Source organism: Streptomyces spororaveus (assembly GCF_016755875.1).
In the GTDB taxonomy this organism is placed as follows: Bacteria; Actinomycetota; Actinomycetes; order Streptomycetales; family Streptomycetaceae; genus Streptomyces; species Streptomyces spororaveus.
In genome coordinates this window covers 6,198,548-6,222,431 of record NZ_BNED01000005.1, presented here as the reverse complement: position 1 = coordinate 6,222,431, position 23,884 = coordinate 6,198,548, and the positions used below count along the sequence as shown (strand labels likewise).

Here is a 23,884-nt window from a genome sequence, read left to right as displayed (position 1 = left end):
CGGACATGACGCTCACGTTGGAGGACCGGGCCCGCGGCGCTCTCGTCGGAGCCGCCGTCGGCGACGCGCTCGGCGGCCCGGTGGAGGGCTGGACCCCGGACCAGATCGTGGAACGGCACGGCGGCCGCGTGCACGGCATCGTCGGCCCCTGGTACGAGGACTGGCGTACGGCCCGCCCCATCGCGCCGTACCACAAGGGCGACGGGCACGTCACGGACGACACCTTGATGACGCACGCGCTGGTGCGGGTCTACGAAGCGGTACGGGACCACCTCGACGCCTACGCGGTCGCCGAGCACCTGGTCCCCGACCTGATGTCCACCCCCCGCTGGATTCCGGAGCTGGAAGCCGAAGCCCTGCCGCTCCAGCGGATCTTCCTCGCCGAGAAGTGGATCGTGACCCGGCTGCACTACGCCCACGCCGACCCCCGCGAGGCCGGCAGCGGCAACATCGTCAACTGCGGCGCGGCGATGTACATGGCACCGGTGGGCATCGCCAACGCGGGCAATCCGGCGGGCGCGTACGCGGAGGCGCTGGACATCGCCGGTGCGCACCAGTCCTCGTACGGCCGGGAGGCGGCGGGCGTGTTCGCGGCGGCGGTGGCGGCGGCGTGCGTACCGGGGGCGACGGCGTCGTCGGTGGTGGACACGGCCCTGTCCCTGGCCAAGGACGGCACGCGCGCGGCGATCGCCGCCGTCCGGGAAGTGGCCGCCGGGCACCGGGACTTCGAGTCGGCGCTGGCGCCGCTGCGGGCGGCGGTGGCCCCGTACGACTCGGTCGGCCCGGACTACCGCGCGCCCTCGCTGGACGCCCGCCGCCCGTCCCGCCTGCACGCCATCGAGGAACTCCCGGTCGCGCTGGGGATGCTGCTCGTCGCGGACGGACGGTACGAGACGGCGGTCCTCGGCGCGGTCAACTACGGCCGGGACTGCGACTCCATCGCCACCATGGCGGGGGCGATCGCCGGGGCCCTGGGCGGCGAGGCCGCGGTCCCGGCCGCCTGGGCCAAGCAGGTCGCCGAGGCCAGCCGCCTCGACCTGCACGCCCCCGCCGAGGCGATGGCCGCGGTGGCCCGGGAGGTCTTCGCCCTCGACCGCTCCCGCCGCAGGTCGCACGAATCGGCCTTCACCGCGATCGCGGACCCCCGGTGACGGGCACCGCCGGACCGGCCCCGGCCGCTCCCGCGCGCCCGCCGGAATCCCGCGACGCCCCGGACCCGGCCCGGCACCGCCCCCCTCGGGAGCCCGGGGCGGACCCGGAACCCGGCCCGGGGCACGGGCCCGTGCGGCTCACCTGGGCCCAGCCCGAGGACCTGGTCGGGCACGAGCTGCGCCAGGCCGCCGAGGACGGCCGGGATGCGGGTCCCGCCCTGCGCGCCTGGCTCGCGGCGGGCGGCTCTCCCGCCCCGGACCGCGCCGGCGCCTCCCCCGCCCCGGCCCCACCGGAACTCCGGGCGCTGGCCGTCCGCCTCCTGGACGCCCTGGCGGCCCTCCCACCCCCCTCCCGCACCGACGAACCCCAGTCCTGGCCGGACATCACCAAGGCCTGCGGGACCGGCTGCATGCCCCCCGGATCCCCGTCCACCGGTATCCGGGACCCGGACGCCGACCCGGAACCCGTGCCGCGGACCGGGCCCGCAGCCGCGCGGCCGGATCCCGGACTGCGGACCAGGCTGGAGGCCGCCTGGCTCGGGCGGGCCGTCGGGTGCCTGCTCGGGAAGCCCGTCGAGAAGCTGCCGCTGGAGGGGATCCGGGCGCTGGGCCGCGCCGGCGGCAACTGGCCGCTCGACGACTGGTTCAGCGAACGCGGCGTACCACCGGAGGTGCTGGCCGCCCACCCGTGGAACCGCCGTTCCGCCCCCACCTCCCTCGCCGAGAACATCGACGGCATGCCCGAGGACGACGACCTCAACTACCCCCTCCTCGGACTGCTCCTGCTCCAGCGGCACGGCAAGACCTTCACCACCGCCGACGTGGCCCGCCTCTGGCTCGACGAGCTGCCCGCCGGGCGGACCTTCACCGCCGAGCGCGTCGCCTACCGCAATCTCCTCCTCGGCCTGGAGCCGCCCGTCACCGCCACCCACCACAACCCCTTCCGCGAGTGGATCGGCGCCCTCATCCGCGCCGACGTCCACGGCTGGACCAACCCGGGCGACCCGGCCGCCGCCGCGGCCCAGGCCTACCGGGACGCCGCCCTGACCCACACCGGCAACGGCGTCTACGCCGCCCTCTTCATCGCCGCCGCCACCGCCACCGCCGCCACCGGCCGGACGGACGTCCACACCGCGCTGCGGACCGGGCTGGCCTTCGTACCGCCCCGCTCCCGCCTCGCCGAGGCCGTCCGCTTCGGGATCCGGACGGCCGGCCGGGAGAGCGACTTCGACCTCGTCGTCGACCGGCTGCACGCCCGCTACGGGCACTACCACTGGGTCCACGCCGTCCCCAACACCGCGCTGATCGCCGCCGCCCTCACCCACGCGGACGGGGACTTCACCCGCTCCGTCTGCCGCGCCGTGTCCGGCGGCTGGGACACCGACTCCAACGGGGCCACCGCCGGCGCCCTCGCCGGTCTGCTCGCCGGCTCCCCGGAGGGCATCGGGCACCGCTGGACCGCGCCCCTCAAGAACCGTCTCGCCACCACCGTCCCCGGCTTCGACGGCATCGGCTTCGACACCCTCGCCCACCTCACCGCACAGGAGGCAGCACGCTCATGACGGCCATCGCCGTGCTCGGCAGTACGAACATGGACCTCGTCGCCTACGTCCCCAAGGCCCCCCGCCTCGGGGAGACCGTCACCGGCCGGGCCTTCCGCACGGTCCCCGGCGGCAAGGGCGCCAACCAGGCCGTCGCCGCGGCCCGCGCCGGCGGGGAGGTGGTGATGATCGGCGCGGTCGGGGCCGACGAGTTCGGCGTACGGCTGCGCTCCGCGCTCACCGCGGCCCGGGTCGACACCGCGGCCCTGCGGACCGTCGAGGGCGCCAGCGGCACCGCCCACATCACGGTGGACGACGAGGGCGGCAACAGCATCATCGTCATCCCCGGCGCGAACGCCGCCGTCACCGGTCTGGAGGCGGGTGACGAGGCACGGATCGCCGCCGCCGGTGCCCTCCTCCTCCAGCTCGAACTGCCGCTGTCCGCCGTCCTCGCCGGGGCCCGCGCCGCCCGCGCGCACGGCGTCCGCACGGTGCTCACCCCGGCACCCGCCCGGCCGCTGCCCGCCGATCTGCTCGCCGCCACCGACCTCCTCGTCCCCAACGAGCACGAGGCGGCCGCCCTCACCGGGCTCACCGACCCCCTGCAGGCCGCCGAGGCCCTGCTGGCCGACGTGCCCGAGGTGGTGGTCACGCTCGGCGCGGCGGGGGTGCTGTACGCCGCCCGCGGCCGGGAGCCGCTGACGGTGCCCGCGCCCCGGGTGCGGGCCATGGACACGACCGCCGCCGGGGACACCTTCGTCGGCGCCCTCGCCGTGGCCCTGGGTGAGGGCCGGCCGATGCCCGAGGCCCTGCGCTGGGCCTCGGCGGCGGCGGCGCTCTCCGTCCAGCGCCCGGGAGCCCAGGACTCGATGCCGACCCGCGCGGAGACCGACGCCTTCGCCGCGGCGCAGCGCGGAGCCGCCTCGTGACCTCCGACGGGCGCCGGCCCGCGAGCTGCTCCGGCGGGGCCGGGAGTGTGTCGGGGCGATCCCCGCAGGGCGCGGAACGCACCACCGCCGCGCTTTCCGGCCCCGGGCACCGTTCGGCGCCCGAGGAGACGCCCCGGCGCGCGCCCGGCCCCACCGAAGCCACCGCCACCGCCCCCGCCCCCGCCGAAGCCCGGCCAGGGCAAGGGCCACTGGAAGGGCTCCGCGTGCTCGACCTGGCCACCCTCTTCGCCGGGCCGCTGGCCGCCACCCTGCTGGGCGACTTCGGCGCCGAGGTCGTCAAGGTCGAGCACCCCGGCCGCCCCGACCCCTCGCGCGGCCACGGCCCCGCCAAGGACGGCATCGGCCTGTGGTGGAAGCTCCTCGGCCGGAACAAACGGACGATGACCCTCGACCTGTCCACGCCGGGCGGCCGGGACACCCTGCTGCGCCTCGCCGCCACCGCCGACGTGGTCATCGAGAACTTCCGCCCCGGCACGCTGGAGAAGTGGGGGCTGGGCTGGCCCGAGCTGTCCGCCGCCAACCCGCGCCTGGTGCTCGCGCGCGTCACGGCCTTCGGCCAGTACGGCCCGTACGCCCACCGGCCGGGCTTCGGCACCCTCGCCGAGGCGATGAGCGGGTTCGCCTCGATCACCGGGGAGCCGGAGGGTCCGCCGACGCTGCCGCCTTTCGGGCTCGCCGACTCGATCGCCGCGCTGACCTGCGCGTACGCCGTGATGACGGCCCTCGCCGGCCGCGACCGTACCGGGCACGGCCAGGTAGTGGACCTGGCGATCGTCGAGCCGATCCTCACCGTCCTCGGCCCGCACCCGCTCTGGTACGACCAGCTCGGCTACGTCCAGCCGCGCACCGGCAACCGCTCCGCGAACAACGCCCCCCGCAACACCTACCGCAGCGCCGACGGCCGCTGGCTGGCGGTCTCCGCCTCCGCGCAGTCCATCGCCGAACGGGTCGTGCGGCTGGTGGGCCGGCCCGAGCTGATCGCCGAGCCCTGGTTCGCGACCGGCGCCGGGCGGGCCCGGCACGCGGATGTACTGGACGACGCGGTCGGCGGCTGGATCGCCCGGCACAAGGCCGAGGAGGTCGTCGCCGCGTTCGAGGACGCCGAGGCGGCCGTCGCCCAGGTCTACGACGTCCGGGACGTGATGGCCGACCCGCAGTTCGCCGCCCTCGACACCGTCACCGAGGTCGAGGACCCGGAGCTGGGCCCGCTCCGCATGCAGAACATCCTCTTCCGGCTCTCCGAGACCCCCGGCGGGATCCGCTGGGCGGGCCGCCCGCACGGCGCGGACACCGACGAGGTCCTGACCGAGCTCGGACTGACCGGGTCCGAGATCACCGCACTGCGGACCGAGGGAGCCCTGTGATCCTGACCTGGCTGTACGCGCCCGGAGACCGCCCGGAGGTGGTCGCCAAGGCCCTCGGCTGCGGGGCGGACGCCGTCATCGTCGACCTGGAGGACGCGGTACCGGCCTCACGGAAGGAGTACGCCCGCGCCGCGACCGCCGAGCTGCTGGCCGAACGGCCCCCGCTCCCCGTCCACGTCCGCGTGAACGCCCTGGACTCCCCCTGGGGCGGCGCCGACCTCACCGCGCTCGGCGGTCTGCACGGCCTCGCGGGGCTGCGGCTGCCCAAGATCAGCGCCCCGGGGCAGATCACGGCCGTCGCCGACCGCACCGGCGGGGTCAGCCTGCACGCCCTGCTCGAATCGGCCGTGGGCGTGGAGCGCGCCTACGAGATCGCCCGCGCGCACCCCGCCCTGCGCGGGCTCTCCCTCGGCGAGGCGGACCTGCGGGCCGACCTGGCCGTCAGCGCGGAGACGGGCCTGGACTGGTGCCGCTCCCGGGTGGTGGTCGCGGCCCGGGCGGCGGGGCTGGCTCCCCCGGCGCAGTCGGTGTTCCCGGACATCCGGGACCTGGAGTCGCTGGCCGTCTCGTGCGCCCGGGGCCGCGCCCTGGGGTTCCTCGGCCGGGCGGCGATCCATCCGCGCCAGCTCCAGGTGATCGAGCGGGCCTACCTCCCGGCGCCCGAGGAGGTCAGCTCCGCCGTGGAGGTGCTGAGCGCCGCCCGGGCCACCCCGGGTGCGCTGGCTCTGCCCGACGGCCGGTTCGTGGATCCGGCGGTGGTGGCCGCGGCGCACCGCACCCTGGCCCTCGCCGCGCGCATGGCGGCCCGCTGACCCCGGCCGCCGTATCCCAGGGCTCCGCCCCGGACCCCGCGCCTCAAACGCCGGCGGGGCCGGATGGGGCGAACGCGAAGGGGAGTGCCGCTGTATGCGGCACCCCCCTTCGCGGAGCGGTCAGGTCAGCGCTTGCCCGGCTCCGGGGCTTCGGCCTCGGCCTCGGCCTTGGCGGGGGCGTCCTTCGTGAGGACGGGCGTCTTGGCCTCGGCGGGCTCGGGCTTCTCGGCGTCAGCGGCCCCGGTGGCGGCGTCCGCGTCGGCCGGAGCCGCGTCGGCACCGTCCTTGCCGCCGGAGGTGTCCGGCTCGACGACCGTCTCACGGCCCGGCCGCAGCTTCGCCGACAGCACCAGGTAGACGACCGCGAGCACGAAGACGACGATCGAGGTCCAGACGTTCAGCCGGACGCCCAGGATGTGGTGCGCCTCGTCGACGCGCATGTACTCGATCCAGCCCCGGCCGACGCAGTACGCGGCGACGTACAGGGCGAAGGCCCGTCCGTGGCCGAGCTTGAAGCGGCGGTCGGCCCAGATCACCAGGAACGCGACGCCGACGCACCACAGCGACTCGTACAGGAAGGTCGGGTGGTAGGTCCCGGCGTCCCGGTTCGGGCCCGCGGTGATCTCCACCGCCCACGGCAGATCGGTGGCCCGGCCGTACAGCTCCTGGTTGAACCAGTTGCCCCAGCGCCCGCAGGCCTGGGCCAGCGCGATACCCGGGGCCAGGGCGTCCGCCCAGGCCGGCAGCGGGATCCCGCGCAGGCGGCAGCCGATCCAGGCACCCACCGCGCCGAGCGCGATGGCGCCCCAGATGCCGAGTCCGCCCTCCCAGATCTTGAAGGCGTCGACCCAGTCCCGGCCCTCGCCGAAGTAGAGCTGGTAGTCGGTGATCACGTGGTAGAGGCGACCACCGACCAGGCCGAAGGGCACGGCCCACACGGCGATGTCCGCGACCGTGCCCGGCTTTCCGCCGCGCGCGATCCACCGCTTGTTGCCGAGCCAGACGGCGACGAAGACGCCGATGATGATGCAGAACGCGTAGCCGCGGAGCGGGATCGGTCCGAGATGGATCACGCCGGTCGACGGACTGGGGATGTAAGCAATGTCCATGGCAGACATGACGCTACCCTGCCGGGCGGTGCGCACCGCAACCCACCCGGCAGGACGAAACCAAATCCAGACCTGGAACGGGCCGTGATCAGTCTCCCGAGGAGCCGTTCGAGGTCCCGGTCGAGGTGCCGCCGGACCGGGTGGACGATCCGGTGGACGAGCCGGATGAACCGGACGAACCGGAGCCCGTCCGCGACGCGGACGACGAGGCCTTGGCCCCGTTCTTCCCCCCGGATCCGGGCGTCGGGCTGGCGGACGGTGCCGGCTTCACGACCCCGGCCGCGGCTTCCACCTGCTCCTTCAGCTTCTGCGGGGTCACCTGGTTGGCCTGGTCGGAAAGGATGTCCTTGCCGTTCAGAAGCACGGTCGGGGTGCCGCGGAACTGTCCGGCGGTGAAGGCGCCGTCCGACTTGGTCACCCAGCTGTTGTGCGTGCCGTCCTCGACGCACGAGCGGAACGCGGGGGTGTCCAGCCCGTCGACCTTGCCCGCCAGTTCCAGCAGCTTGGCGTCCTTGCCGAAGGCGTCGTCGACCTCCTGCGGCTGGTTCTGGAAGAGGAGGTCGTGGTACTCGGTGAACTTGCCGGCGTCCTGCGCGCAGGCGGCCGCGTTGGCCGCCTTCAGCGAGCCGCTGCCGCCCATCCTCCGGTCGATGAGCGTGACCAGGTGGTAGTCGACCTTGAGCAGCCCCTTGGCCTCCAGGTCGTGGATGACGTCGCGGTAGTTGTCCTCGAAGAACTTGCAGGAGGGGCAGCGGAAGTCCTCCCACACGGTGAGGGAGGACTTCGCCTCGGGCTTGCCCACCTGGATGGCGAGGGCGTCCTTTCCGGTGGCCCCGGAAGGGGCGACCACGGGGCCCGCCTTGGCGGAGCCGCTCTTGCCGGTGTTGGCCGCGATCACGCCCACGACGGTCGCCAGGCCGAGGACGCCGACCACCGCCGCCGCCACGACGAGGGTCCGCCGTCGCTTGTCCCGGGTCTTCTGCCGCTCGCGCTCCACGAGGAGTCGTTCCCGGGCCGATCGTTTCGTCGCATCGCGGTTCGCACCGTCGTTCTTCTCGCTCACGCTCCGCCAAACGAAGCAGGGAGGCACTCGCGTGCCTCCCTGCCCGCACTTCCACCCGATCGGGCTACAGAACCCGATCAGACATCCGTGCCTGTGATCGAACGGGCGTCAGCTCCGGCGTACGCCCCGCGCGAGCTCGCCCGCGAGCGCCCGTACGGCGTCCAGTCCGGCCGGCAGGTCCGGCGCGTCCAGGAGCAGCTTCACGAAGGCCGAGCCGACGATCACGCCGTCGGCGAAGCCCGCGACCTCCTTGGCCTGGGCGGCGTTGGAGACGCCGAGGCCGACGCAGACCGGCAGGTCGCTGGTGGCGCGGGTGCGCCGCACCAGGTCCGCGGCCTGGTTGCCGACGGACTCGCGGGTTCCGGTGACTCCCATGAGGGAGGCGGCGTAGACGAAGCCGGAGCCGGCCGCCGTGATGGTGGCCAGGCGGGCGTCCTTGCTGCTGGGAGCCACGACGAAGACGGTCGCCAGACCGTGCTTCTCCGCGTGCTCGCGCCACAGCGCGGACTCCTGGACCGGCAGGTCGGGCAGGATGCAGCCGGCGCCGCCCGCGGCCGCCAGCTCGGCCGTGAACCGCTCGACGCCGTAGCGGTCGATGGGGTTCCAGTAGGTCATCACCAGGATCGGGGCGCCGGTCGCCTCGTGGGCCTCGCGGACCGTGCGGAGCACGTCGGCGATCTTGACGCCGCCCCGCAGGGCGATGTCGTCGGCGGTCTGGATGACCGGCCCGTCGAGGACCGGGTCGCTGTGCGGCAGGCCGATCTCGACGACGTCCGCGCCTCCGGCGATGACGGCCTTGACCGCCTCGATGCCGCCGCCGACGGTCGGGAAGCCCGCGGGGAGGTAGGCGACGAGGGCCGCGCGGTCCTCGGACTTCGCCTTGGCGAGGGTGGCGCTCAGCAGCTCGATGTTGCCGCGCCCGTGCGTGGAGCTCACTTGTCGTCCCCCTCGGAGAACTCGTTGTCGGCGACTTCACCGTCGGTGTCGTACAGCCCGAAGTAGCGGGCGGCCGTGTCCATGTCCTTGTCGCCGCGACCGGACAGGTTGACGACGATCAGGCCGTCCTTGCCCAGCTCGCGGCCCAGGTCCAGGGCACCGGCGAGGGCGTGCGCCGACTCGATCGCCGGGATGATCCCCTCGGTGCGCGAGAGCAGGCGCAGGGCCTGCATCGCCGCGTCGTCGGTGACCGCGCGGTACTCGCCGCGGCCGGAGTCCTTGAGGTAGGAGTGCTCCGGGCCGATGCCCGGGTAGTCCAGGCCGGCCGAGATGGAGTACGGCTCGGTGATCTGGCCCTCCTCGTCCTGGAGGACGTAGGAGCGGGAGCCGTGCAGGATCCCGGGCTCGCCCGCGGTCAGCGTGGCCGCGTGCTCGCCGGTCTCGACGCCGTGCCCGGCGGGCTCGAAGCCGACCAGGCGGACGTCGGTGTCCGGGATGAAGGCGTGGAAGAGGCCGATGGCGTTGGAGCCGCCGCCGACGCAGGCCGCGACGGCGTCGGGCAGCCGGCCGGCGCGCTCCAGGATCTGGCGGCGGGCCTCGACTCCGATGACCCGGTGGAAGTCGCGGACCATGGCCGGGAAGGGGTGCGGGCCGGCGACCGTACCGAAGAGGTAGTGGGTGCGGTCCACGTTGGCGACCCAGTCGCGGAACGCCTCGTTGATCGCGTCCTTGAGGGTGCGCGAGCCGGACTTCACGGCGATGACCTCGGCGCCCAGCATGCGCATGCGGGCGACGTTGAGGGCCTGGCGCTGGGTGTCGATCTCGCCCATGTAGATGGTGCAGTCGAGGCCGAAGAGCGCGCAGGCGGTGGCGGTGGCCACGCCGTGCTGTCCGGCGCCGGTCTCGGCGATGACGCGGGTCTTGCCCATGCGCTTGGTGAGCAGCGCCTGGCCCAGCACGTTGTTGATCTTGTGCGAGCCGGTGTGGTTGAGGTCCTCGCGCTTGAGGAAGACCCGGGCGCCGCCGGCGTGCTCGGCGAAGCGGGGCACCTCGGTGAGGGCGCTCGGGCGGCCGGTGTAGTTGACCATGAGGTCGTTGAGCTCGTCCGCGAAGGCCGGGTCGCCCTTGGCCTTCTCGTACTCGACGGCGACCTCGTCCACGGCGGCGACGAGCGCCTCCGGGATGAACTTGCCGCCGAAGTCGCCGAAGTAACCCTCGGCGTTGGGGACGTGACCCTCCGGGTCCGGAATGAAGAACTCGCTGGACATGTCCAGTGCTCCTACGGGTGCGAGATGCGGCGGGGTGGATTCACCGTATTGCGCCGCCCGCGCGTACCGCGCACACCCCGCTGGGGGATGTCGCGCGTACGGTGCGGAGCGGCCCGCGTCCGGAGCCGGCGGCCCGGGACGTCAGGCCGTACGGGAGCTGCCCGCGGCGCGGTACGTCTCGCGTACCGGGCCGCTGCGGCCCTCGTTACAGCGCGCCTCCGCGGCGCCATCGCATGCCGTTGACCTGACCGGGCTCGGAGCCGATCACGTACCGGACCCGCCGCCCGTGGACGCGCCGGGCCGGGGCGCGGCAGCCGCGAGGGCGGCAGCCGCGCGCCAGGGGCGCGTGCGCCGTCGGCACGGCGACCGGGCGGGAGCCCGGCCGGGTGCGGACGGAGGAGCGGTCGTGGGCCATGGGTGCGGGTCAGCTCCGCCCGTGGCGCAGTGCGGGGTGGGCGCCTGCGGCGACGAGGTCGGCCACGGCCGCCTTCGGGTCGCGGCCGGTCACCAGCGACTCCCCGACGAGGACGGCGTCGGCGCCCTCGTTGGCGTAGGCGATCAGGTCGTGCGGGCCACGGATGCCGGACTCGGCGATCTTGACGATGTGGTCCGGGATCTCGCCGACGACGCGCTCGAAGGTGGAGCGGTCGACCTTGAGGTCCTTGAGGTTGCGGGCGTTGACGCCGATGATCTTGGCGCCCGCGGCGACCGCGCGCTCCACTTCCTCCTCGTCGTGGACCTCGACGAGCGGGGTGAGACCGATGGACTCGGCCCGCTCGATGAGGGAGACGAGGGCCTCCTGCTCCAGGGCCGCGACGATCAGCAGGACGAGGTCGGCGCCGTAGGCCCGGGCCTCCCAGAGCTGGTACGCCGTGACGATGAAGTCCTTGCGCAGGATCGGGATGTCCACGCGGGCGCGGACGGCCTCCAGGTCGGCCAGCGAGCCGCCGAATCGGCGCTGCTCGGTGAGGACGGAGATGACCGCCGCACCGCCAGCCTCGTAGTCGGCGGCGAGCCCGGCCGGATCGGCGATGGCGGCCAGCGCGCCCTTGGACGGGCTGGAGCGCTTGACCTCGCAGATCACCTTGACGCTGTCGCCGCGCAGGGCAGCGACGCCGTCCTTGGCCTGGGGCGCCTTGGCGGCACGCTCCTTGAGCTCGTCGAGGCTCACGCGGGCCTGCCGTTCGGCAAGGTCTTCGCGGACCCCTTCGATGATCTCGTCGAGCACACTCACGCGAGCGGCCCCCTTCCGGGTCGATGACGGTCGGCCGCCTTGCAGACACGTACAACCGCAAGGTCGGCTCTCAAATGGTATCCGCAGGAGGCGTCGCCCTCCGCACGCGGTTGACGTCGTCCCAGTAACTGGACATTCGGAATCCGTGCGTCATAGGGCCTGCCCAGGGGGCTCAGGGCGCCAGTGCGGAGCCGAAGGAGAGATTTCGGACAATGACGAAAACCAGGGCCAGCGCACCGATTGCCCACCAGTACCGGCGCCGCAGGACGATCCTCGGGGTCGGCCCGCCGCGGAACGCGCGGACCAGCCACAGGGCCATGAACCCCGCGAAGACGAAGTAGCCCACGACCGCGAGCGCGTTCGCCCCGAGAGCGGTGACCAGATCGCCGTGCGCGAAGGCGTGCGCGCTGCGCAGGCCGCCGCAGCCCGGGCACAGGACGCCCGTCAGCCGGAACAGCGGGCACACGGGGTAGTGGCCGGGCTCGTTGGGATCCACCGCGCCCACGTACGCGAACGCGGCGGTGACTCCGGCCAGGTAGAACGCCGGGACGGCGAGGCGCATGGCCCGGGACGGGGACGCCGGCCCGGGCTGCCCCGGCCCCGCGGGCACGGGCGTCGGCGACGGCGGGGCATCGGGGGTGCGAAAGGCGTCCACCTGCTGATTCTCTCCGCTCATGACAAAAGGCGCAGCCCGGCGGGGCCGCGCCTTTCGGCCGCGTCGCTCGTGCGCTCAGACCTTGGCGGGAACCTTGGACGCGGCGATGACCTCGGCGAGGTCCTTGTGCGCGGCCTTCGGCGCGCCCATGCCCGCGGCCTTCATCCCCAGGCCGACGACACCGCCGAGCGCGACGACGACGAGTCCGGCCCAGAAGCCGAGCGGGTTCGCGAGCACCATGAAGGCGCCGGAGATGCAGAAACCGATGAAGGCGATGATGACACCGGTCCAGGCGGCCGGGGTGTGTCCGTGGCTAGTGCCCGCCATGAGTTGCTCCTCGTTGCTCTGTCGCGCTGCTGTGTCGAACGTGCGGTCTGTGTCGAACGCTCGGCGACCATTGTCCCGCACCGGGCGGCTTCGCCGTCCAGGGGGGTCGGGTCAGTGGGCCCGGTCGGCGCCCGGGTCGCCGGTCGGGTCCTCGCCGCGGTCCAGAGCCTTCCACAGATCCTCCGGCCGGTCCGGATCAACCGCCGCGACAGTCCGGGCGCGCGGGCTGCCGTCACGCTCGTAGCGGCCCCCCATCGAGGGCCAGCTCCGGCCGAAACGCAGCGCCAGCAGCCCGGCGACGAGGATCAGGGCCGCGCCGGCGGCCGTGACGTAGGGCCAGGACGTCTGGGTCAGGCCGGCCACGTGCGCGGCGCTGTCCGCGGTCGTACGGGCGGCCTGCGCGTCCAGGGCACGGCGGCCGTCGGAGCCGAGGAGGGCGGACAGCACCGCCCCCAGGCCGCTGAGCGCCAGCAGCCCCGACACCAGCAGCCGGCCCTTGCCGCGTACGGCGAAGACGGCGACCAGCGCGGCGAGGCCCACGATGGCCAGCGCGGCGGGCAGGCCGGTGACGGCCCGCCCGTCGGCGGCCAGCTGGAGCGAGTCGCTGCCGATGGCGGCGGTGCCCCTGGCCCAGGTCCGGCCGGAGGCGAGCAGGACGACGGTGGCGCCGAGGGCGCCGAGCAGCAGGGCGACGGCCACACTGCGGCGGCCGCCGCGACGGTCGGGAGCCTCGGGCTCGGACTCGGCGTCGGCGTCGGCGTCGTTTCGGGGCGGGGGTACGGCACTCACGTACCCCACTATCCCCTACGCCCTCAGGAGCCGTGGAGGCGGTTCGCCGCTCCCACCGCGCGCAGCACCGCGGCCGCCTTGTTGCGGCACTCGTTGTCCTCCAGCTCGGGCACCGAGTCCGCGACGACACCGGCCCCGGCCTGCACGTACGCCGTGCCGTCGCGCAGCAGCGCCGTGCGGATGGCGATGGCCGTGTCGGAGTCCCCGGCGAAGTCCAGGTAGCCCACGCAGCCGCCGTAGAGGCCGCGGCGGGAGGGCTCCAGCTCCTCGATGATCTGCATGGCGCGGGGCTTGGGCGCGCCGGAGAGCGTACCGGCCGGGAAACAGGCGGTGAGCACGTCGAAAGCGGTCTTCCCCTCGGCGACGCGCCCCGTCACGGTGGAGACGATGTGCATGACGTGGGAGTAGCGCTCGATCGACATGAAGTCGACGACCTCCACCGATCCCGGCTCGCAGACCCGGCCGAGGTCGTTGCGGCCCAGGTCGACGAGCATCAGGTGCTCGGCGCGCTCCTTGGGGTCGGCCATCAGCTCGTCGGCGAGGTCGTTGTCCTCCTGCGGGGTCGTGCCGCGGTGGCGGGTGCCGGCGATGGGGTGGACCATGGCCCGCCCGTCCTCGACCTTGACCAGCGCCTCGGGGCTGGAGCCGACCACGTCGAAGCCGTTCTCGAAGCGGAAGAGGTACATGTACGGGGACGGGTTGGTGGCCCGCAGCACCCGGTAGACGTCCAGCGCGGAGGCGTGGCAGGGGGTCTCGAACCGCTGCGAGGGCACCACCTGGAAGGCCTCGCCGGCCCGGATGCGCTCCTTGATGTCCTCGACGGCCGCCTGGTACTTCTCGCCGCCCCACAGGGCGGAGAACTCGGGCAGCTCGGAGGCGGGCAGCGCGGCCGGCACGTAGGGGGCGGGCCGTGCGAGGTCGGCCTCCATCGCGTCGAGGCGGGCGACGGCGTCCGCGTACGCCTCGTCGACCCCGGAGTCGAGGTCGTTGTGGTTGATCGCGTTGGCGATGAGCTGGACGGTGCCGTCCCAGTGGTCCATGACCGCCAGGTCGGAGGTGAGCAGCATGGTCAGCTCGGGCAGCTCCAGGTCGTCGGCGGTGTGCTCGCCGATGCGCTCCAGGCGGCGCACGATGTCGTAGCCGAGGTAGCCGACCATGCCGCCGGTGAAGGGCGGCATGCTGCCCGCGAGGTCGCGGGGGGTGTGCAGGGCCTCGACGGTGGCGCGCAGGGCGTCGAGGGGGTCGCCGTCGGTGGGGACGCCGACGGGCGGGGTGCCGATCCAGTGGGCCCGGCCGTCCCGGGCGGTCAGGGTGGCGTCGCTGCGGACCCCGACGAAGGAGTACCGGGACCAGGAGCGGCCGTTCTCGGCGGACTCCAGGAGGAAGGTGCCGGGGCGTTCGGCTGCCAGCTTGCGGTAGAGCCCGACGGGGGTGTCCCCGTCGGCCAGCAGCTTGCGGCTCACGGGGATGACGCGGCGGTCGGCCGCGAGCTTGCGGAACGTCTCAAGATCCATTTCGAGGGACCCTACCTAGTCGGCTGCGCGGAGGAGGACATCTTCGTCGAAGCAGGTGCGTGCCCCGGTGTGGCAGGCCGCCCCGACCTGGTCGACCCGGACGAGCACGGTGTCGGCGTCGCAGTCGAGCGCGACGGACTTCACGTGCTGGAAGTGACCGGACGTGTCCCCCTTCACCCAGTACTCCTGGCGGCTGCGGGACCAGTAGGTGCAGCGGCCGGTGGTCAGGGTGCGGTGCAGGGCCTCGTCGTCCATCCAGCCGAGCATGAGCACCTCACCGGTGTCGTACTGCTGGGCGATGGCCGGGATCAGCCCGTCCGCGGAACGCTTGAGGCGCTCGGCGATGGCGGGGTCGAGACTGCCGGGGCGGGGGGACGTACTCATGGGGACATTGTGCCGGGCCGGGACGGGGGTGATGATCCCCGTCCGCCTGATGAGCGGGTGCTCGGCGGGTTCCCGCCGTAGGCTGGCCCGCATGTCTACCCATGCGAAGCGTGAACGCCTGCTCCTGGCGGACCTGTTGGAGGCGGCCGGTCCGGAGGCCCCCACGCTGTGCTCCGGCTGGACCTGTCGCGACCTGGCCGCGCACGTGGTGGTCCGTGAGCGGCGGCCCGACGCGGCGGGCGGCCTGCTGCTGAACGTGCTGAAGGCCCGCCTGGACAAGGCGATGGAGGAGTACACGGCCAAGCCGTACGAGGAACTGCTCCAGCTGATCAGGACCGGCCCGCCGAGGATGTCGGTGTACGCGCTGAAGCAGATCGACGAGGCGGCGAACGCGGTCGAGTTCTACGTCCACGCCGAGGACGTCCGCCGGGCGCAGCCGGACTGGTCCCCGCGGGAGCTGGACCCGGTGTTCTCCGACGCGCTGTGGTCGCGGCTGGAGAAGCTGGCGCGGCTGACGGGCCGGCGCTCGCCGGTGGGCCTGGTGCTGAGGCGTCCCGACGGGCGGACGGTGGTGGCCCGCAAGGGCGCGCCGGTGGTCACGGTGACAGGCGAGCCGGGGGAACTGACGCTGTTCTGCTTCGGCCGTCAGGCGGCGGCGTCGGTGACGCTGGACGGCGAGAAGGAGGCCGTCGCCAAGCTGACGGTGGCGTCCCTGGGCATCTGACCCGGGTGCGGTCCTGTTCCGGGTGCGGCCCGGTGGCCGCGCCTCAATCGCCGGCGGGGCTGGGTTTGGCTCCGGGTGGGCGGGGTCGGGTCCGGGGGTGGGGGTGCGGGGCCGCCGGCGGGTGTCTCCTCGGCTCGCGCCTGCGGGCACGTCCCGGCCGTGCGGGGTGGTTGCGCGCTCGTCCTGCGGGGACACCCCCCGCCGTCCCCGCACCCCCACCCGGGCGATCCACCCGGGGGCCGTGGGGTGGGGACACTCCGGGGGCTCCCCGCAGGACGAGCGCGCAACCCGGGCCGAACGGCAGAACCACGGCCGCAGGCGCGAGCCGAGGAGAGCCCCCGGAGGGGCACCACCCCACCCGAAGCCAAACCCAGCCCCGCCGGCGTTTGAGGCGCGTCCACCGGGCCGCACCCGGAAACGGGACCCGCACCGCCCGGCCAGGGCAACGGCGGCCACCGGGCCGCACCCGGAACAGGGGGCAGCGCCCCGAAACGGCAGACCGCGCCGGAGGCGAAGGGTCAGCGGACGGGGTGGCCCGCTTCGCGGAGGGCCGTTTTGACCTCCGAGATGCGCAGGTCGCCGAAGTGGAAGACCGACGCCGCCAGCACCGCGTCGGCACCGGCGTCGATCGCCGGGGCGAAATCGGCCAGGCGGCCCGCGCCGCCCGAGGCGATCACCGGGACGGTGACGTGCTTGCGGACCGCCGCGATCATCTCGACGTCGTAGCCGTCCTTCGTGCCGTCCGCGTCCATGGAGTTCAGCAGGATCTCGCCCGCGCCCAGTTCGGCCGCCCGGTGCGCCCACTCGACCGCGTCGATGCCGGTGCCCTGCCGGCCGCCGTGCGTGGTGACCTCGAAGGTCCCGGCGGCGGTGCGGCGGGCGTCGACCGACAGGACGAGTACCTGCCGCCCGAAGCGCTCCGCGATCTCCTGGATGAGCTCGGGGCGGACGATGGCCGCGGTGTTCACGCCGACCTTGTCCGCTCCCGCGCGCAGGAGTTTGTCGACGTCGTCGGCCGTCCGGACGCCGCCGCCCACCGTGAGCGGGATGAAGACCTGTTCGGCGGTGCGGCGCACCACGTCGTACGTGGTCTCGCGGTTCCCGGAGGACGCGGTGATGTCGAGGAAGGTCAGCTCGTCGGCGCCTTCGGCGTCGTACAGCTTGGCCATCTCCACCGGGTCACCCGCGTCGCGCAGGTTCTGGAAGTTGACGCCCTTGACGACCCGGCCGTTGTCCACGTCCAGGCAGGGGATCACGCGTACGGCGAGGGTCATCGGGCCACCGCCCTGAACGCCTCGACCTCCACCTCGACGACCATGCCGGGGTCGACGAAGCCGGAGACGATGAGCATGGTCGCGGCGGGCCGGACCGTGTCGAAGAGCTGCTTGTGGGCGCGGCCGACCTCGTCGACGTCCCGGGCGTGCGTGAGGTACATGCGGGTGCGGACCACGTCCTCGGGTCCCAGGCCGGCCTCGGCGAGCGCCTTGAACGCGACCTCGAAGGCCTTGACCGTCTGGTCGTACGGGCCGCCCGCGTCGGCGGCGGTGCAGCCGGAGACCAGGACCAGGCCGTTGGCGAGGGCCACGGCGCGCGAGTAGCCGATGACGTCCTCGTAGGCGCCGCCGGAGGAGATGCGCCGTACGTCGGCCGTGGAGTCGGGGGAGTTGCTCATGCGGAGACCACCTTCAGGGCTTCTTCCAGGGTGAAGGCCTTGGCGTACAGGGCCTTGCCGACGATGGCGCCCTCGACGCCCAGCGGGACCAGGTCGGACAGCGCCCGCAGGTCGTCGAGCGAGGAGATGCCGCCGGAGGCGACGACGGGCCGGTCGGTGGCGGCGCAGACGTTCTTGAGCAGCTCCAGGTTGGGGCCGGTCAGCGTGCCGTCCTTGCCGATGTCGGTGACGACGTACCGGGCGCAGCCCTCGGAGTCCAGTCGGGCGAGGGTCTCGTAGAGGTCGCCGCCCTCGCTGGTCCAGCCGCGTCCCTTGAGGGTGGTGCCGCGCACGTCGAGGCCGATCGCGATCCTGTCGCCGTGCTCGGCGATGGCCTTGGCCGCCCACTCGGGGGTCTCCAGGGCGGCGGTGCCCAGGTTGACGCGGGTGCAGCCGGTGGCGAGGGCCGCGGCGAGCGAGGCGTCGTCGCGGATGCCGCCGGAGAGCTCGACCTTGATGTCCATGGCGCGGGTGATCTCGGCGACCAGGGCGCGGTTGTCGCCGGTGCCGAAGGCGGCGTCGAGGTCGACCAGGTGCAGCCATTCGGCGCCGGAGCGCTGCCAAGCGAGGGCCGCGTCCAGCGGGGAGCCGTAGGAGGTCTCGCTGCCGGACACCCCGTGCACGAGGCGGACGGCCTGGCCGTCGCGGACGTCGACCGCGGGCAGGAGTTCGAGCGTGGGTGCGGTCATCACAGGGTCTCGATCCAGTTGGTGAGGAGCTGGGCGCCGGCGTCGCCGGACTTCTCGGGGTGGAACTGCGTGGCCCACAGGGCCCGGTTCTCCACCGCCGCCACGAAACGCTCGCCGTGGGTGGCCCAGGTGACCTTGGGGGCGCGGATCAGCGGGTTGGTGATTTCGAGGCTCCAGTCGCGCGCCGCGTAGGAGTGCACGAAGTAGAACCGGGCGTCGGCGTCCAGGCCCTTGAAGGCCTGGCTGTCGGCCGGGGCCTCGACGGTGTTCCAGCCCATGTGGGGGACGATCGGGGCCTTGAGCGGGCCGACGGTGCCGGGCCACTCGTCCAGGCCCTCGGTCTCGACGCCGTGCTCGATGCCGCGCTCGAAGAGGATCTGCATGCCGACGCAGATGCCCATGACCGGGCGGCCGCCGGAGAGGCGGCGGCCGATGATCCAGTCGCCGCGGGCCTCCTTGAGGCCCTGCATGCAGGCGGAGAAGGCGCCGACGCCGGGGACCAGGAGCCCGTCGGCGTCCATGGCCTTGTCGTAGTCGCGGGTGATCTCGACGTTCGCGCCGACACGGGCGAGGGCCCGCTCGGCGGAGCGGACGTTTCCGAAGCCGTAGTCGAAGACGACGACGTTCTTGGTGGGGCGGACTGCGCTCATTCCCAAATTCCCTGGATTCGCAGGACTCCTGCGGCGAGGCACATCGCGGAGGCGAGGGCCAGCAGGATGATGACCGACTTGGGCATCTTCTGCTTCTGGAAGGAGTAGACGCCCCCGGCCAGGAACAGGCCGAGGACGATCAGGATGGTGTTCAGGCCGTTCACGGCTAGAGGGCGCCCTTCGTGGAGGGCAGGATGCCGGCCGCGCGGGGGTCGAACTCGGCGGCGTAGCGCAGGGCCCGCGCGAGGGCCTTGAACTGGCACTCCACGATGTGGTGGGCGTTGCGGCCGTACGGGACGTGGATGTGCAGGGCGATCTGGGCCTGCGCGACGAAGGACTCGAAGATGTGCCGGGTCATCGTCGTGTCGTACGTGCCGATCATCGGCGCCATGTTCTCGGGCTCGGTGTGCACGAGGTAGGGGCGGCCGGACAGGTCGACGGTCACCTGGGCGAGGGACTCGTCGAGCGGCACGGTGCAGTTGCCGAAGCGGTAGATGCCGACCTTGTCGCCGAGGGCCTGCTTGAAGGCGGCGCCGAGGGCGAGCGCGCTGTCCTCGATGGTGTGGTGGCTGTCGATGTGCAGGTCGCCCTCGGTCTTGACGGTGAGGTCGAAGAGGCCGTGGCGGCCGAGCTGGTCGAGCATGTGGTCGTAGAAGCCCACGCCCGTCGAGACGTCGACCTGGCCGGTGCCGTCGAGGTTTATCTCGACGACGACCGAGGTCTCCTTGGTGGTCCGTTCGACCCGTCCGATGCGGCTCATGCGTGCTGCTCCTTCTTCAGTGCGCGAACCGCTTCCAGGAACGCGTCGTTCTCCGCCGGGGTGCCCGCGGTGACCCGCAGCCATCCCGGTACGCCGTTGTCCCGGACCAGGACGCCCTGGTCGAGGATCTTCTGCCAGGCGGTGTGCGAGTCCTCGAACTTCCCGAACTGGATGAAGTTCGCGTCGGAATCGGTGACCTCGAAGCCGATGGCCCGCAGTGCGGCGACCAGGCGGTCGCGCTCGGCCTTGAGCTGCTCGACGTAGCCGAGCAGGGTGTCGGTGTGCTCCAGTGCGGCCAGTGCGGTGGCCTGGGTGACGGCGGACAGGTGGTACGGCAGGCGCACCAGCTGGACGGCGTCGACGACGGCGGGGTGCGCCGCCAGGTAGCCGAGGCGCAGGCCTGCCGCGCCGAAGGCCTTGGACATGGTCCGGGAGATCACCATGTTCGGGCGGCCCTCGATGAGGGGCAGCAGCGAGTCCCGGTGGCTGAACTCCACGTAGGCCTCGTCGACGATGACGAGAGAGGGCTTGGCGGCCTGCGCGGCCTCGTAGAGGGCGAGGACCGTCTCGGCCTCGACCGCGGTGCCCGTGGGGTTGTTGGGCGAGGTGATGAAGACGACGTCGGGGGCGTTCTCGGTGATCGCCTGCTCCGCCGCCTCCACGTCGAGGCGGAAGTCCTCGCGGCGCGGCCCGGAGATCCAGCCGGTGCCGGTGCCGCGGGAGATCAGCGCGTGCATCGAGTAGGAGGGTTCGAAACCGAGCGCGGTGCGGCCGGGCCCGCCGAAGGTCTGCAGCAGCTGCTGGATGACCTCGTTGGAGCCGTTGGCGGCCCATACGTTCTCCCGCGCCACCGGGTGCTTGCCGGTACGGGTGAGGTAGGCGGCCAGCTCGGTGCGCAGCTCGACCGCGTCCCGGTCGGGGTAGCGGTTGAGGGTGCGGGCCGCTTCGGCGACGCGCTCGGCGATGCGCGCGACGAGCTCGTCGGGCAGCTCGTAGGGGTTCTCGTTGGTGTTCAGCTGGACGGGCACGTCGAGCTGCGGGGCGCCGTACGGGCTCTTGCCGCGCAGTTCGTCCCGGATGGGCAGGTCGTCGATGCCGATGCTCACTGGGTGGGGACCTTCCATCCGAAGCGTGCCTTGAGGGCGGCGCCGTGGGCGGGCAGGTCCTCGGCCTCGGCGAGGGTCACCACGTGGTGGGTGACCTCGGCGAGGGCGTCGCGGGTGTAGTCGACGATGTGGATGCCGCGCAGGAAGGACTGCACGGACAGGCCGGAGGAGTGGCAGGCGCAGCCGCCGGTGGGCAGGACGTGGTTCGAGCCGGCGCAGTAGTCGCCGAGGGAGACCGGGGCCCACGGGCCGACGAAGATCGCGCCGGCGTTGCGTACGCGGGCGGCCCAGGCGGCGGCGTCGGCGGTCTGGATCTCCAGGTGCTCGGCGCCGTAGGCGTCGACGACCTTGAGGCCGTCCTCCAGGCTGTCGACCAGGACGATCGCGGACTGCTTGCCGGCGAGGGCGGGCTTGATCCGGTCCTCGACGTGCTTGGTCGCGGCGACCTGCGGCTCCAGCTCCTTCTCGACGGCGTCCGCGAGCTCCGCGGAGTCCGTGACGAGGACGGCGGCGGCGAGCGGGTCGTGCTCGGCCTGGCTGATCAGGTCGGCGGCGACGTGCACCGGGTCGGCCGTGGAGTCGGCGAGGACGGCGATCTCGGTCGGGCCGGCCTCGGTGTCGATGCCGATCTTCCCGGTGAAGTAGCGCTTGGCGGCGGCGACCCAGACGTTGCCGGGGCCGGTCACCATGTTGGCGGGGGCGCACTCCTCGGTGCCGTACGCGAACATCGCCACGGCCTGCGCACCGCCCGCCGCGTACACCTCGTCCACGCCGAGCAGCGCGCACGCGGCGAGGATCGTGGGGTGCGGAAGGCCCTCGAACTCCTTCTGCGGCGGGGACGCGAGCGCGATCGACTCGACGCCCGCCTCCTGGGCCGGTACGACGTTCATGACGACGGAGGACGGGTAGACCGAGCGGCCTCCGGGGGCGTACAGCCCCACGCGCTCCACCGGAACCCACTTCTCGGTCACGGTGCCGCCGGGGACCACCTGGGTGGTGTGCTCGGTGCGGCGCTGGTTCCGGTGCACGATCCGGGCGCGCCGGATCGACTCCTCCAGGGCGGCGCGGACCGCCGGGTCCAGCTGCTCCAGGGCGGCCTTGATGGCCTCCGCGGGTACCCGGACCTGCGAGAGTTCGACCCCGTCGAACTTCTTCGCGTACTCGATCAGCGCCGCCGTGCCACGATGATGGACGTCCTCGCAGATGGGCCGCACCTTCTCCAGGGCAGCTTCTACGTCGAACTCGGCACGGGGCAGCAGATCGCGCAGGGCGCCGCCCTCGGGGAGGGCGTCACCGCGCAGGTCGATACGAGAGATCACCTCACAATTCTCTCAGACCGCTTCGCGCCACCGTCCGCCCGTATCACTGGCTGATACAGGCCCCGGATGTCACAGCCGCCCGTTAGCGTTCCCGGTACACGGGGATGACAGCGGAGGGGGGCCACCGTGACCGAGGCGCGCACGGACGGGGAACCGGCGGATCTCACCGCTGCCGAACGCCGCATGTGGGACGCGTTCCGCACGGGCAGCATCTGCGATCTCAGCACGCGCGCCGCCGACCGGGACGACCCGCACGGCGAGCACGTCTGGGGGCCCGAGCGCAGCGTCCGCGCGCGGGTGGTGGCCCGGCTGCTGCTGCACGGGCCGCCGCCCGTGCCGGGCCGGGTGGCCTCGCTGAAGCTGCGCGGGGTGCGGATCAGCGGGCGGCTGGAACTGTCCGGCGGCGCGGTGGCCCCGTACGTGGAGCTCCAGTCCTGCCGCTTCGACAGCGAGATCCAGCTGTCCGAGGCCCGTTTCGGCACGCTGCGCCTGATCAACTGCGCGATACCGCGGCTGGAGGCCGCCCGGCTGCACACCGAGGGCGATCTGCACCTGCCGCGCTGCCGGGTGGCGCGCGGGATCCGGCTCACCGACGCGCAGATCGGTACCGACCTGCTGGTCAGCCAGGCGGTGGTGCAGCGGGACAACAAGGGCCGGGCGATCGCCGCGGACGGGATGTCGGTCGCGCAGGACTTCCAGGCGGAGCTGCTGGAGACGTACGGGGAGGTGAGCCTGCGCGGCGCCAAAGTGGGCGTGTCGATGAACCTGCGGGGGGCCCGCCTGCGCAACCCGTACGGGCGGTACGCGCTGAACGCCCCGCAGCTGACCGTCGAGCGGACCCTGTACCTGACCTCCATCGCGCTGGACTACGCGGCGGCGGGCGGGGGCTCCTCCACTCCCCCGTACGGGCTGGGGGCGACGCCCACGCGCGGTCAGCGGGCCCAGCGCTTCGAGTGCCGGGGCGGGCTGCGGCTGGACGACGGCCGGTTCGGGGACGCGATCGACTTCTACGGCGCCCGGTTCACGCTCGCCGCCGAGCAGGAGATATCCCTGCGCCGGATTCAGACGCCGGAGTTCCGTTTCGTCGGCGAGCGGCCGGAGCTCGGGCGGGTGGTGGTGTCCGGGGCCAAGGTGGTCAAGCTCGTCGACACCTCGACGAGCTGGCCGGGCCCGGGCGGGGTGTCCATCGAGGGGTTCGTCTACGAGAACCTCGCGCCCCGGGGTCATTTCCCGCTCTCCCGCCGCCTGGAGTGGGTGGAGGCGGCCACGCCCGAGTACTCGCCGGAGCCGTACGAGCGGCTGGCCGCCGTACTGCGGGCCAGCGGCGAGGACCAGGACGCCCGCGAGGTGCTGCTGGCCAAGCAGCGGCGGCGCCGGGCCACGCTGACACCGGGGCCGAAGGCGTGGGGGTACCTCCAGGACTGGACGGTGGTCTACGGCTACCGGCCGGGCCGGGCCGCGCTGTGGATGGCGGTGCTGTGGGCGGCGGGGACGCTGCTGTTCTCCCAGCTGCACCCGCCGGCGATCAAGGAGGACGAGCATCCGCAGTGGAGTGCCGCCCTGTACGCGCTGGACCTGCTGCTGCCGGTGATCGACCTCGGCCAGCAGGGCCAGTGGAAGCTGGAGGGCGGCTGGCAGTGGGGGGCGGCCGGGCTCGTCATCATGGGCTGGATCCTGGCGACGACGGTGGCGGCGGGCGCCTCCCGGCTGCTGCGGCGCGGGTGACGGCGGCGGGGGCGCCCGGTGGGCGGCGCGCGGTGGGCGGCGCGCCCGCCGCCGTCCGCCCCTCAAACGCCGGACACCCTCGGTGGCCCGGGCGATTACCCTG

The 23,884-nt window shown here is 73.4% G+C and carries 26 protein-coding genes; 7 read left to right on the top strand and 19 right to left on the bottom strand.

Going from position 1 to position 23,884, the window contains the following annotated elements; all coding sequences use genetic code 11:
* The first annotated feature begins 5 nt into the window (after nt 1-5).
* The 5 genes from Sspor_RS30565 to Sspor_RS30545 all read left to right on the top strand — a co-directional run bounded on the left by Sspor_RS30565 (nt 6) and on the right by Sspor_RS30545 (nt 5,818).
* Nucleotides 6-1,151, top strand: a complete 1,146-nt coding sequence (locus Sspor_RS30565) for an ADP-ribosylglycohydrolase family protein (protein ID WP_202201984.1) — start codon at nt 6-8, stop codon at nt 1,149-1,151.
* Between the two features lie 131 nt (nt 1,152-1,282).
* Nucleotides 1,283-2,713, top strand: a complete 1,431-nt coding sequence (locus Sspor_RS30560; protein ID WP_237404099.1) for an ADP-ribosylglycohydrolase family protein — start codon at nt 1,283-1,285, stop codon at nt 2,711-2,713.
* Nucleotides 2,710-3,621: a ribokinase gene (gene rbsK, locus Sspor_RS30555; protein ID WP_202201982.1), complete on the top strand. Its 912-nt coding sequence runs from the start codon at nt 2,710-2,712 to the stop codon at nt 3,619-3,621. The genes Sspor_RS30560 and rbsK overlap by 4 nt, the downstream gene beginning before the upstream one ends.
* 209 nt (nt 3,622-3,830) lie before the next feature.
* Complete coding sequence (locus Sspor_RS30550; protein WP_202203965.1) at nt 3,831-5,006, top strand: CaiB/BaiF CoA transferase family protein; 1,176 nt, start codon at nt 3,831-3,833, stop codon at nt 5,004-5,006.
* Nucleotides 5,003-5,818 (top strand): HpcH/HpaI aldolase/citrate lyase family protein, encoded by an 816-nt coding sequence (locus tag Sspor_RS30545; protein ID WP_202201981.1) that lies wholly within the window; start codon nt 5,003-5,005, stop codon nt 5,816-5,818. The genes Sspor_RS30550 and Sspor_RS30545 overlap by 4 nt, the downstream gene beginning before the upstream one ends.
* Before the next feature lie 125 nt (nt 5,819-5,943).
* Here the strand turns inward: Sspor_RS30545 and lgt are convergent, their stop codons facing one another.
* The 11 genes from lgt to hisI form a co-directional block, all read right to left on the bottom strand.
* Nucleotides 5,944-6,927: a prolipoprotein diacylglyceryl transferase gene (lgt, locus tag Sspor_RS30540; protein ID WP_202201980.1), complete on the bottom strand. Its 984-nt coding sequence runs from the start codon at nt 6,925-6,927 to the stop codon at nt 5,944-5,946.
* Nucleotides 6,928-7,015: 88 nt separating this feature from the next.
* On the bottom strand, nt 7,016-7,990 hold the full coding sequence (locus tag Sspor_RS30535; protein WP_202201979.1) for a DsbA family protein: 975 nt from the start codon (nt 7,988-7,990) through the stop codon (nt 7,016-7,018).
* A gap of 108 nt (nt 7,991-8,098) precedes the next feature.
* Nucleotides 8,099-8,926, bottom strand: a complete 828-nt coding sequence (gene trpA / locus Sspor_RS30530) for a tryptophan synthase subunit alpha (RefSeq protein ID WP_202201978.1) — start codon at nt 8,924-8,926, stop codon at nt 8,099-8,101.
* Nucleotides 8,923-10,194, bottom strand: a complete 1,272-nt coding sequence (gene trpB, locus Sspor_RS30525) for a tryptophan synthase subunit beta (RefSeq protein ID WP_202201977.1) — start codon at nt 10,192-10,194, stop codon at nt 8,923-8,925. Before trpB ends, trpA begins: the two co-directional genes overlap by 4 nt.
* Nucleotides 10,195-10,399: 205 nt before the next feature.
* On the bottom strand, nt 10,400-10,609 hold the full coding sequence (gene trpM, locus Sspor_RS30520; RefSeq protein ID WP_202201976.1) for a tryptophan biosynthesis modulator TrpM: 210 nt from the start codon (nt 10,607-10,609) through the stop codon (nt 10,400-10,402).
* A gap of 9 nt (nt 10,610-10,618) precedes the next feature.
* Nucleotides 10,619-11,428, bottom strand: coding sequence for an indole-3-glycerol phosphate synthase TrpC (trpC, locus tag Sspor_RS30515; protein ID WP_030012837.1), 810 nt, complete (start codon nt 11,426-11,428; stop codon nt 10,619-10,621).
* 172 nt (nt 11,429-11,600) lie between these two features.
* Complete coding sequence (locus Sspor_RS30510) at nt 11,601-12,104, bottom strand: DUF2752 domain-containing protein (RefSeq protein WP_202201975.1); 504 nt, start codon at nt 12,102-12,104, stop codon at nt 11,601-11,603.
* A 54-nt stretch (nt 12,105-12,158) separates the two neighbouring features.
* Nucleotides 12,159-12,410 carry an HGxxPAAW family protein gene (locus Sspor_RS30505; RefSeq protein WP_030773215.1) on the bottom strand — a complete coding sequence of 84 codons (252 nt, stop codon included), beginning with the start codon at nt 12,408-12,410 and terminating at the stop codon, nt 12,159-12,161.
* A gap of 111 nt (nt 12,411-12,521) precedes the next feature.
* Nucleotides 12,522-13,208 (bottom strand): TIGR02234 family membrane protein, encoded by a 687-nt coding sequence (locus Sspor_RS30500; RefSeq protein ID WP_202201974.1) that lies wholly within the window; start codon nt 13,206-13,208, stop codon nt 12,522-12,524.
* Between the two features lie 14 nt (nt 13,209-13,222).
* Complete coding sequence (locus Sspor_RS30495) at nt 13,223-14,713, bottom strand: anthranilate synthase component I (protein ID WP_202201973.1); 1,491 nt, start codon at nt 14,711-14,713, stop codon at nt 13,223-13,225.
* 15 nt (nt 14,714-14,728) lie between these two features.
* Nucleotides 14,729-15,097 (bottom strand): phosphoribosyl-AMP cyclohydrolase, encoded by a 369-nt coding sequence (hisI, locus tag Sspor_RS30490; protein ID WP_202201972.1) that lies wholly within the window; start codon nt 15,095-15,097, stop codon nt 14,729-14,731.
* 91 nt (nt 15,098-15,188) lie between these two features.
* Between hisI and Sspor_RS30485 the strand changes: the two genes are divergently transcribed.
* Nucleotides 15,189-15,821 (top strand): TIGR03085 family metal-binding protein, encoded by a 633-nt coding sequence (locus tag Sspor_RS30485; protein WP_202201971.1) that lies wholly within the window; start codon nt 15,189-15,191, stop codon nt 15,819-15,821.
* A gap of 518 nt (nt 15,822-16,339) precedes the next feature.
* On the opposite strand, the gene hisF is transcribed toward Sspor_RS30485, so the two are convergent.
* Genes hisF through hisD form a run of 8 tightly spaced genes read right to left on the bottom strand, consistent with a single transcriptional unit; the run spans nt 16,340 to nt 22,056 of the window.
* Nucleotides 16,340-17,095, bottom strand: a complete 756-nt coding sequence (hisF, locus tag Sspor_RS30480; RefSeq protein WP_202201970.1) for an imidazole glycerol phosphate synthase subunit HisF — start codon at nt 17,093-17,095, stop codon at nt 16,340-16,342.
* The gene (locus Sspor_RS30475) at nt 17,092-17,493 is read right to left on the bottom strand and encodes a RidA family protein (protein WP_202201969.1); all 402 of its coding nucleotides are present in this window, start codon (nt 17,491-17,493) and stop codon (nt 17,092-17,094) included. The genes hisF and Sspor_RS30475 overlap by 4 nt, the downstream gene beginning before the upstream one ends.
* Entirely contained in the window at nt 17,490-18,221 is a 732-nt protein-coding gene (gene priA, locus Sspor_RS30470) for a bifunctional 1-(5-phosphoribosyl)-5-((5-phosphoribosylamino)methylideneamino)imidazole-4-carboxamide isomerase/phosphoribosylanthranilate isomerase PriA (RefSeq protein ID WP_202201968.1), read from the bottom strand. The genes Sspor_RS30475 and priA overlap by 4 nt, the downstream gene beginning before the upstream one ends.
* Nucleotides 18,221-18,871 (bottom strand): imidazole glycerol phosphate synthase subunit HisH, encoded by a 651-nt coding sequence (gene hisH / locus Sspor_RS30465; protein WP_202201967.1) that lies wholly within the window; start codon nt 18,869-18,871, stop codon nt 18,221-18,223. Before hisH ends, priA begins: the two co-directional genes overlap by 1 nt.
* Nucleotides 18,868-19,035: a CG2302 family histidine operon protein gene (locus Sspor_RS30460; RefSeq protein ID WP_030009964.1), complete on the bottom strand. Its 168-nt coding sequence runs from the start codon at nt 19,033-19,035 to the stop codon at nt 18,868-18,870. The genes hisH and Sspor_RS30460 overlap by 4 nt, the downstream gene beginning before the upstream one ends.
* 2 nt (nt 19,036-19,037) lie before the next feature.
* Nucleotides 19,038-19,631, bottom strand: coding sequence for an imidazoleglycerol-phosphate dehydratase HisB (gene hisB / locus Sspor_RS30455; protein ID WP_030009963.1), 594 nt, complete (start codon nt 19,629-19,631; stop codon nt 19,038-19,040).
* Complete coding sequence (locus Sspor_RS30450) at nt 19,628-20,755, bottom strand: histidinol-phosphate transaminase (protein ID WP_202201966.1); 1,128 nt, start codon at nt 20,753-20,755, stop codon at nt 19,628-19,630. The genes hisB and Sspor_RS30450 overlap by 4 nt, the downstream gene beginning before the upstream one ends.
* The gene (gene hisD, locus Sspor_RS30445; protein ID WP_202201965.1) at nt 20,734-22,056 is read right to left on the bottom strand and encodes a histidinol dehydrogenase; all 1,323 of its coding nucleotides are present in this window, start codon (nt 22,054-22,056) and stop codon (nt 20,734-20,736) included. The genes Sspor_RS30450 and hisD overlap by 22 nt, the downstream gene beginning before the upstream one ends.
* Nucleotides 22,057-22,182: 126 nt before the next feature.
* Here hisD and Sspor_RS30440 point away from each other — a divergent pair, with 126 nt between their 5' ends.
* Nucleotides 22,183-23,781 carry an oxidoreductase gene (locus tag Sspor_RS30440; protein WP_372499623.1) on the top strand — a complete coding sequence of 533 codons (1,599 nt, stop codon included), beginning with the start codon at nt 22,183-22,185 and terminating at the stop codon, nt 23,779-23,781.
* The last annotated feature ends 103 nt before the right edge of the window (nt 23,782-23,884 follow it).

Coding starts and splice junctions, on each gene's coding strand:
- Sspor_RS30565 (WP_202201984.1), top strand. CDS start 6: ATGACGCTCACGTTGGAGGACCGGGCCCGCGGCGCTCTCGTCGGAGCC.
- rbsK (WP_202201982.1), top strand. CDS start 2,710: ATGACGGCCATCGCCGTGCTCGGCAGTACGAACATGGACCTCGTCGCC.
- lgt (WP_202201980.1), bottom strand. CDS start 6,927: ATGGACATTGCTTACATCCCCAGTCCGTCGACCGGCGTGATCCATCTC.
- trpB (WP_202201977.1), bottom strand. CDS start 10,194: ATGTCCAGCGAGTTCTTCATTCCGGACCCGGAGGGTCACGTCCCCAAC.
- trpM (WP_202201976.1), bottom strand. CDS start 10,609: ATGGCCCACGACCGCTCCTCCGTCCGCACCCGGCCGGGCTCCCGCCCG.
- Sspor_RS30510 (WP_202201975.1), bottom strand. CDS start 12,104: ATGAGCGGAGAGAATCAGCAGGTGGACGCCTTTCGCACCCCCGATGCC.
- Sspor_RS30505 (WP_030773215.1), bottom strand. CDS start 12,410: ATGGCGGGCACTAGCCACGGACACACCCCGGCCGCCTGGACCGGTGTC.
- Sspor_RS30495 (WP_202201973.1), bottom strand. CDS start 14,713: ATGGATCTTGAGACGTTCCGCAAGCTCGCGGCCGACCGCCGCGTCATC.
- hisI (WP_202201972.1), bottom strand. CDS start 15,097: ATGAGTACGTCCCCCCGCCCCGGCAGTCTCGACCCCGCCATCGCCGAG.
- Sspor_RS30485 (WP_202201971.1), top strand. CDS start 15,189: ATGTCTACCCATGCGAAGCGTGAACGCCTGCTCCTGGCGGACCTGTTG.
- hisF (WP_202201970.1), bottom strand. CDS start 17,095: ATGACCCTCGCCGTACGCGTGATCCCCTGCCTGGACGTGGACAACGGC.
- Sspor_RS30475 (WP_202201969.1), bottom strand. CDS start 17,493: ATGAGCAACTCCCCCGACTCCACGGCCGACGTACGGCGCATCTCCTCC.
- priA (WP_202201968.1), bottom strand. CDS start 18,221: ATGACCGCACCCACGCTCGAACTCCTGCCCGCGGTCGACGTCCGCGAC.
- hisH (WP_202201967.1), bottom strand. CDS start 18,871: ATGAGCGCAGTCCGCCCCACCAAGAACGTCGTCGTCTTCGACTACGGC.
- hisB (WP_030009963.1), bottom strand. CDS start 19,631: ATGAGCCGCATCGGACGGGTCGAACGGACCACCAAGGAGACCTCGGTC.
- Sspor_RS30450 (WP_202201966.1), bottom strand. CDS start 20,755: ATGGAAGGTCCCCACCCAGTGAGCATCGGCATCGACGACCTGCCCATC.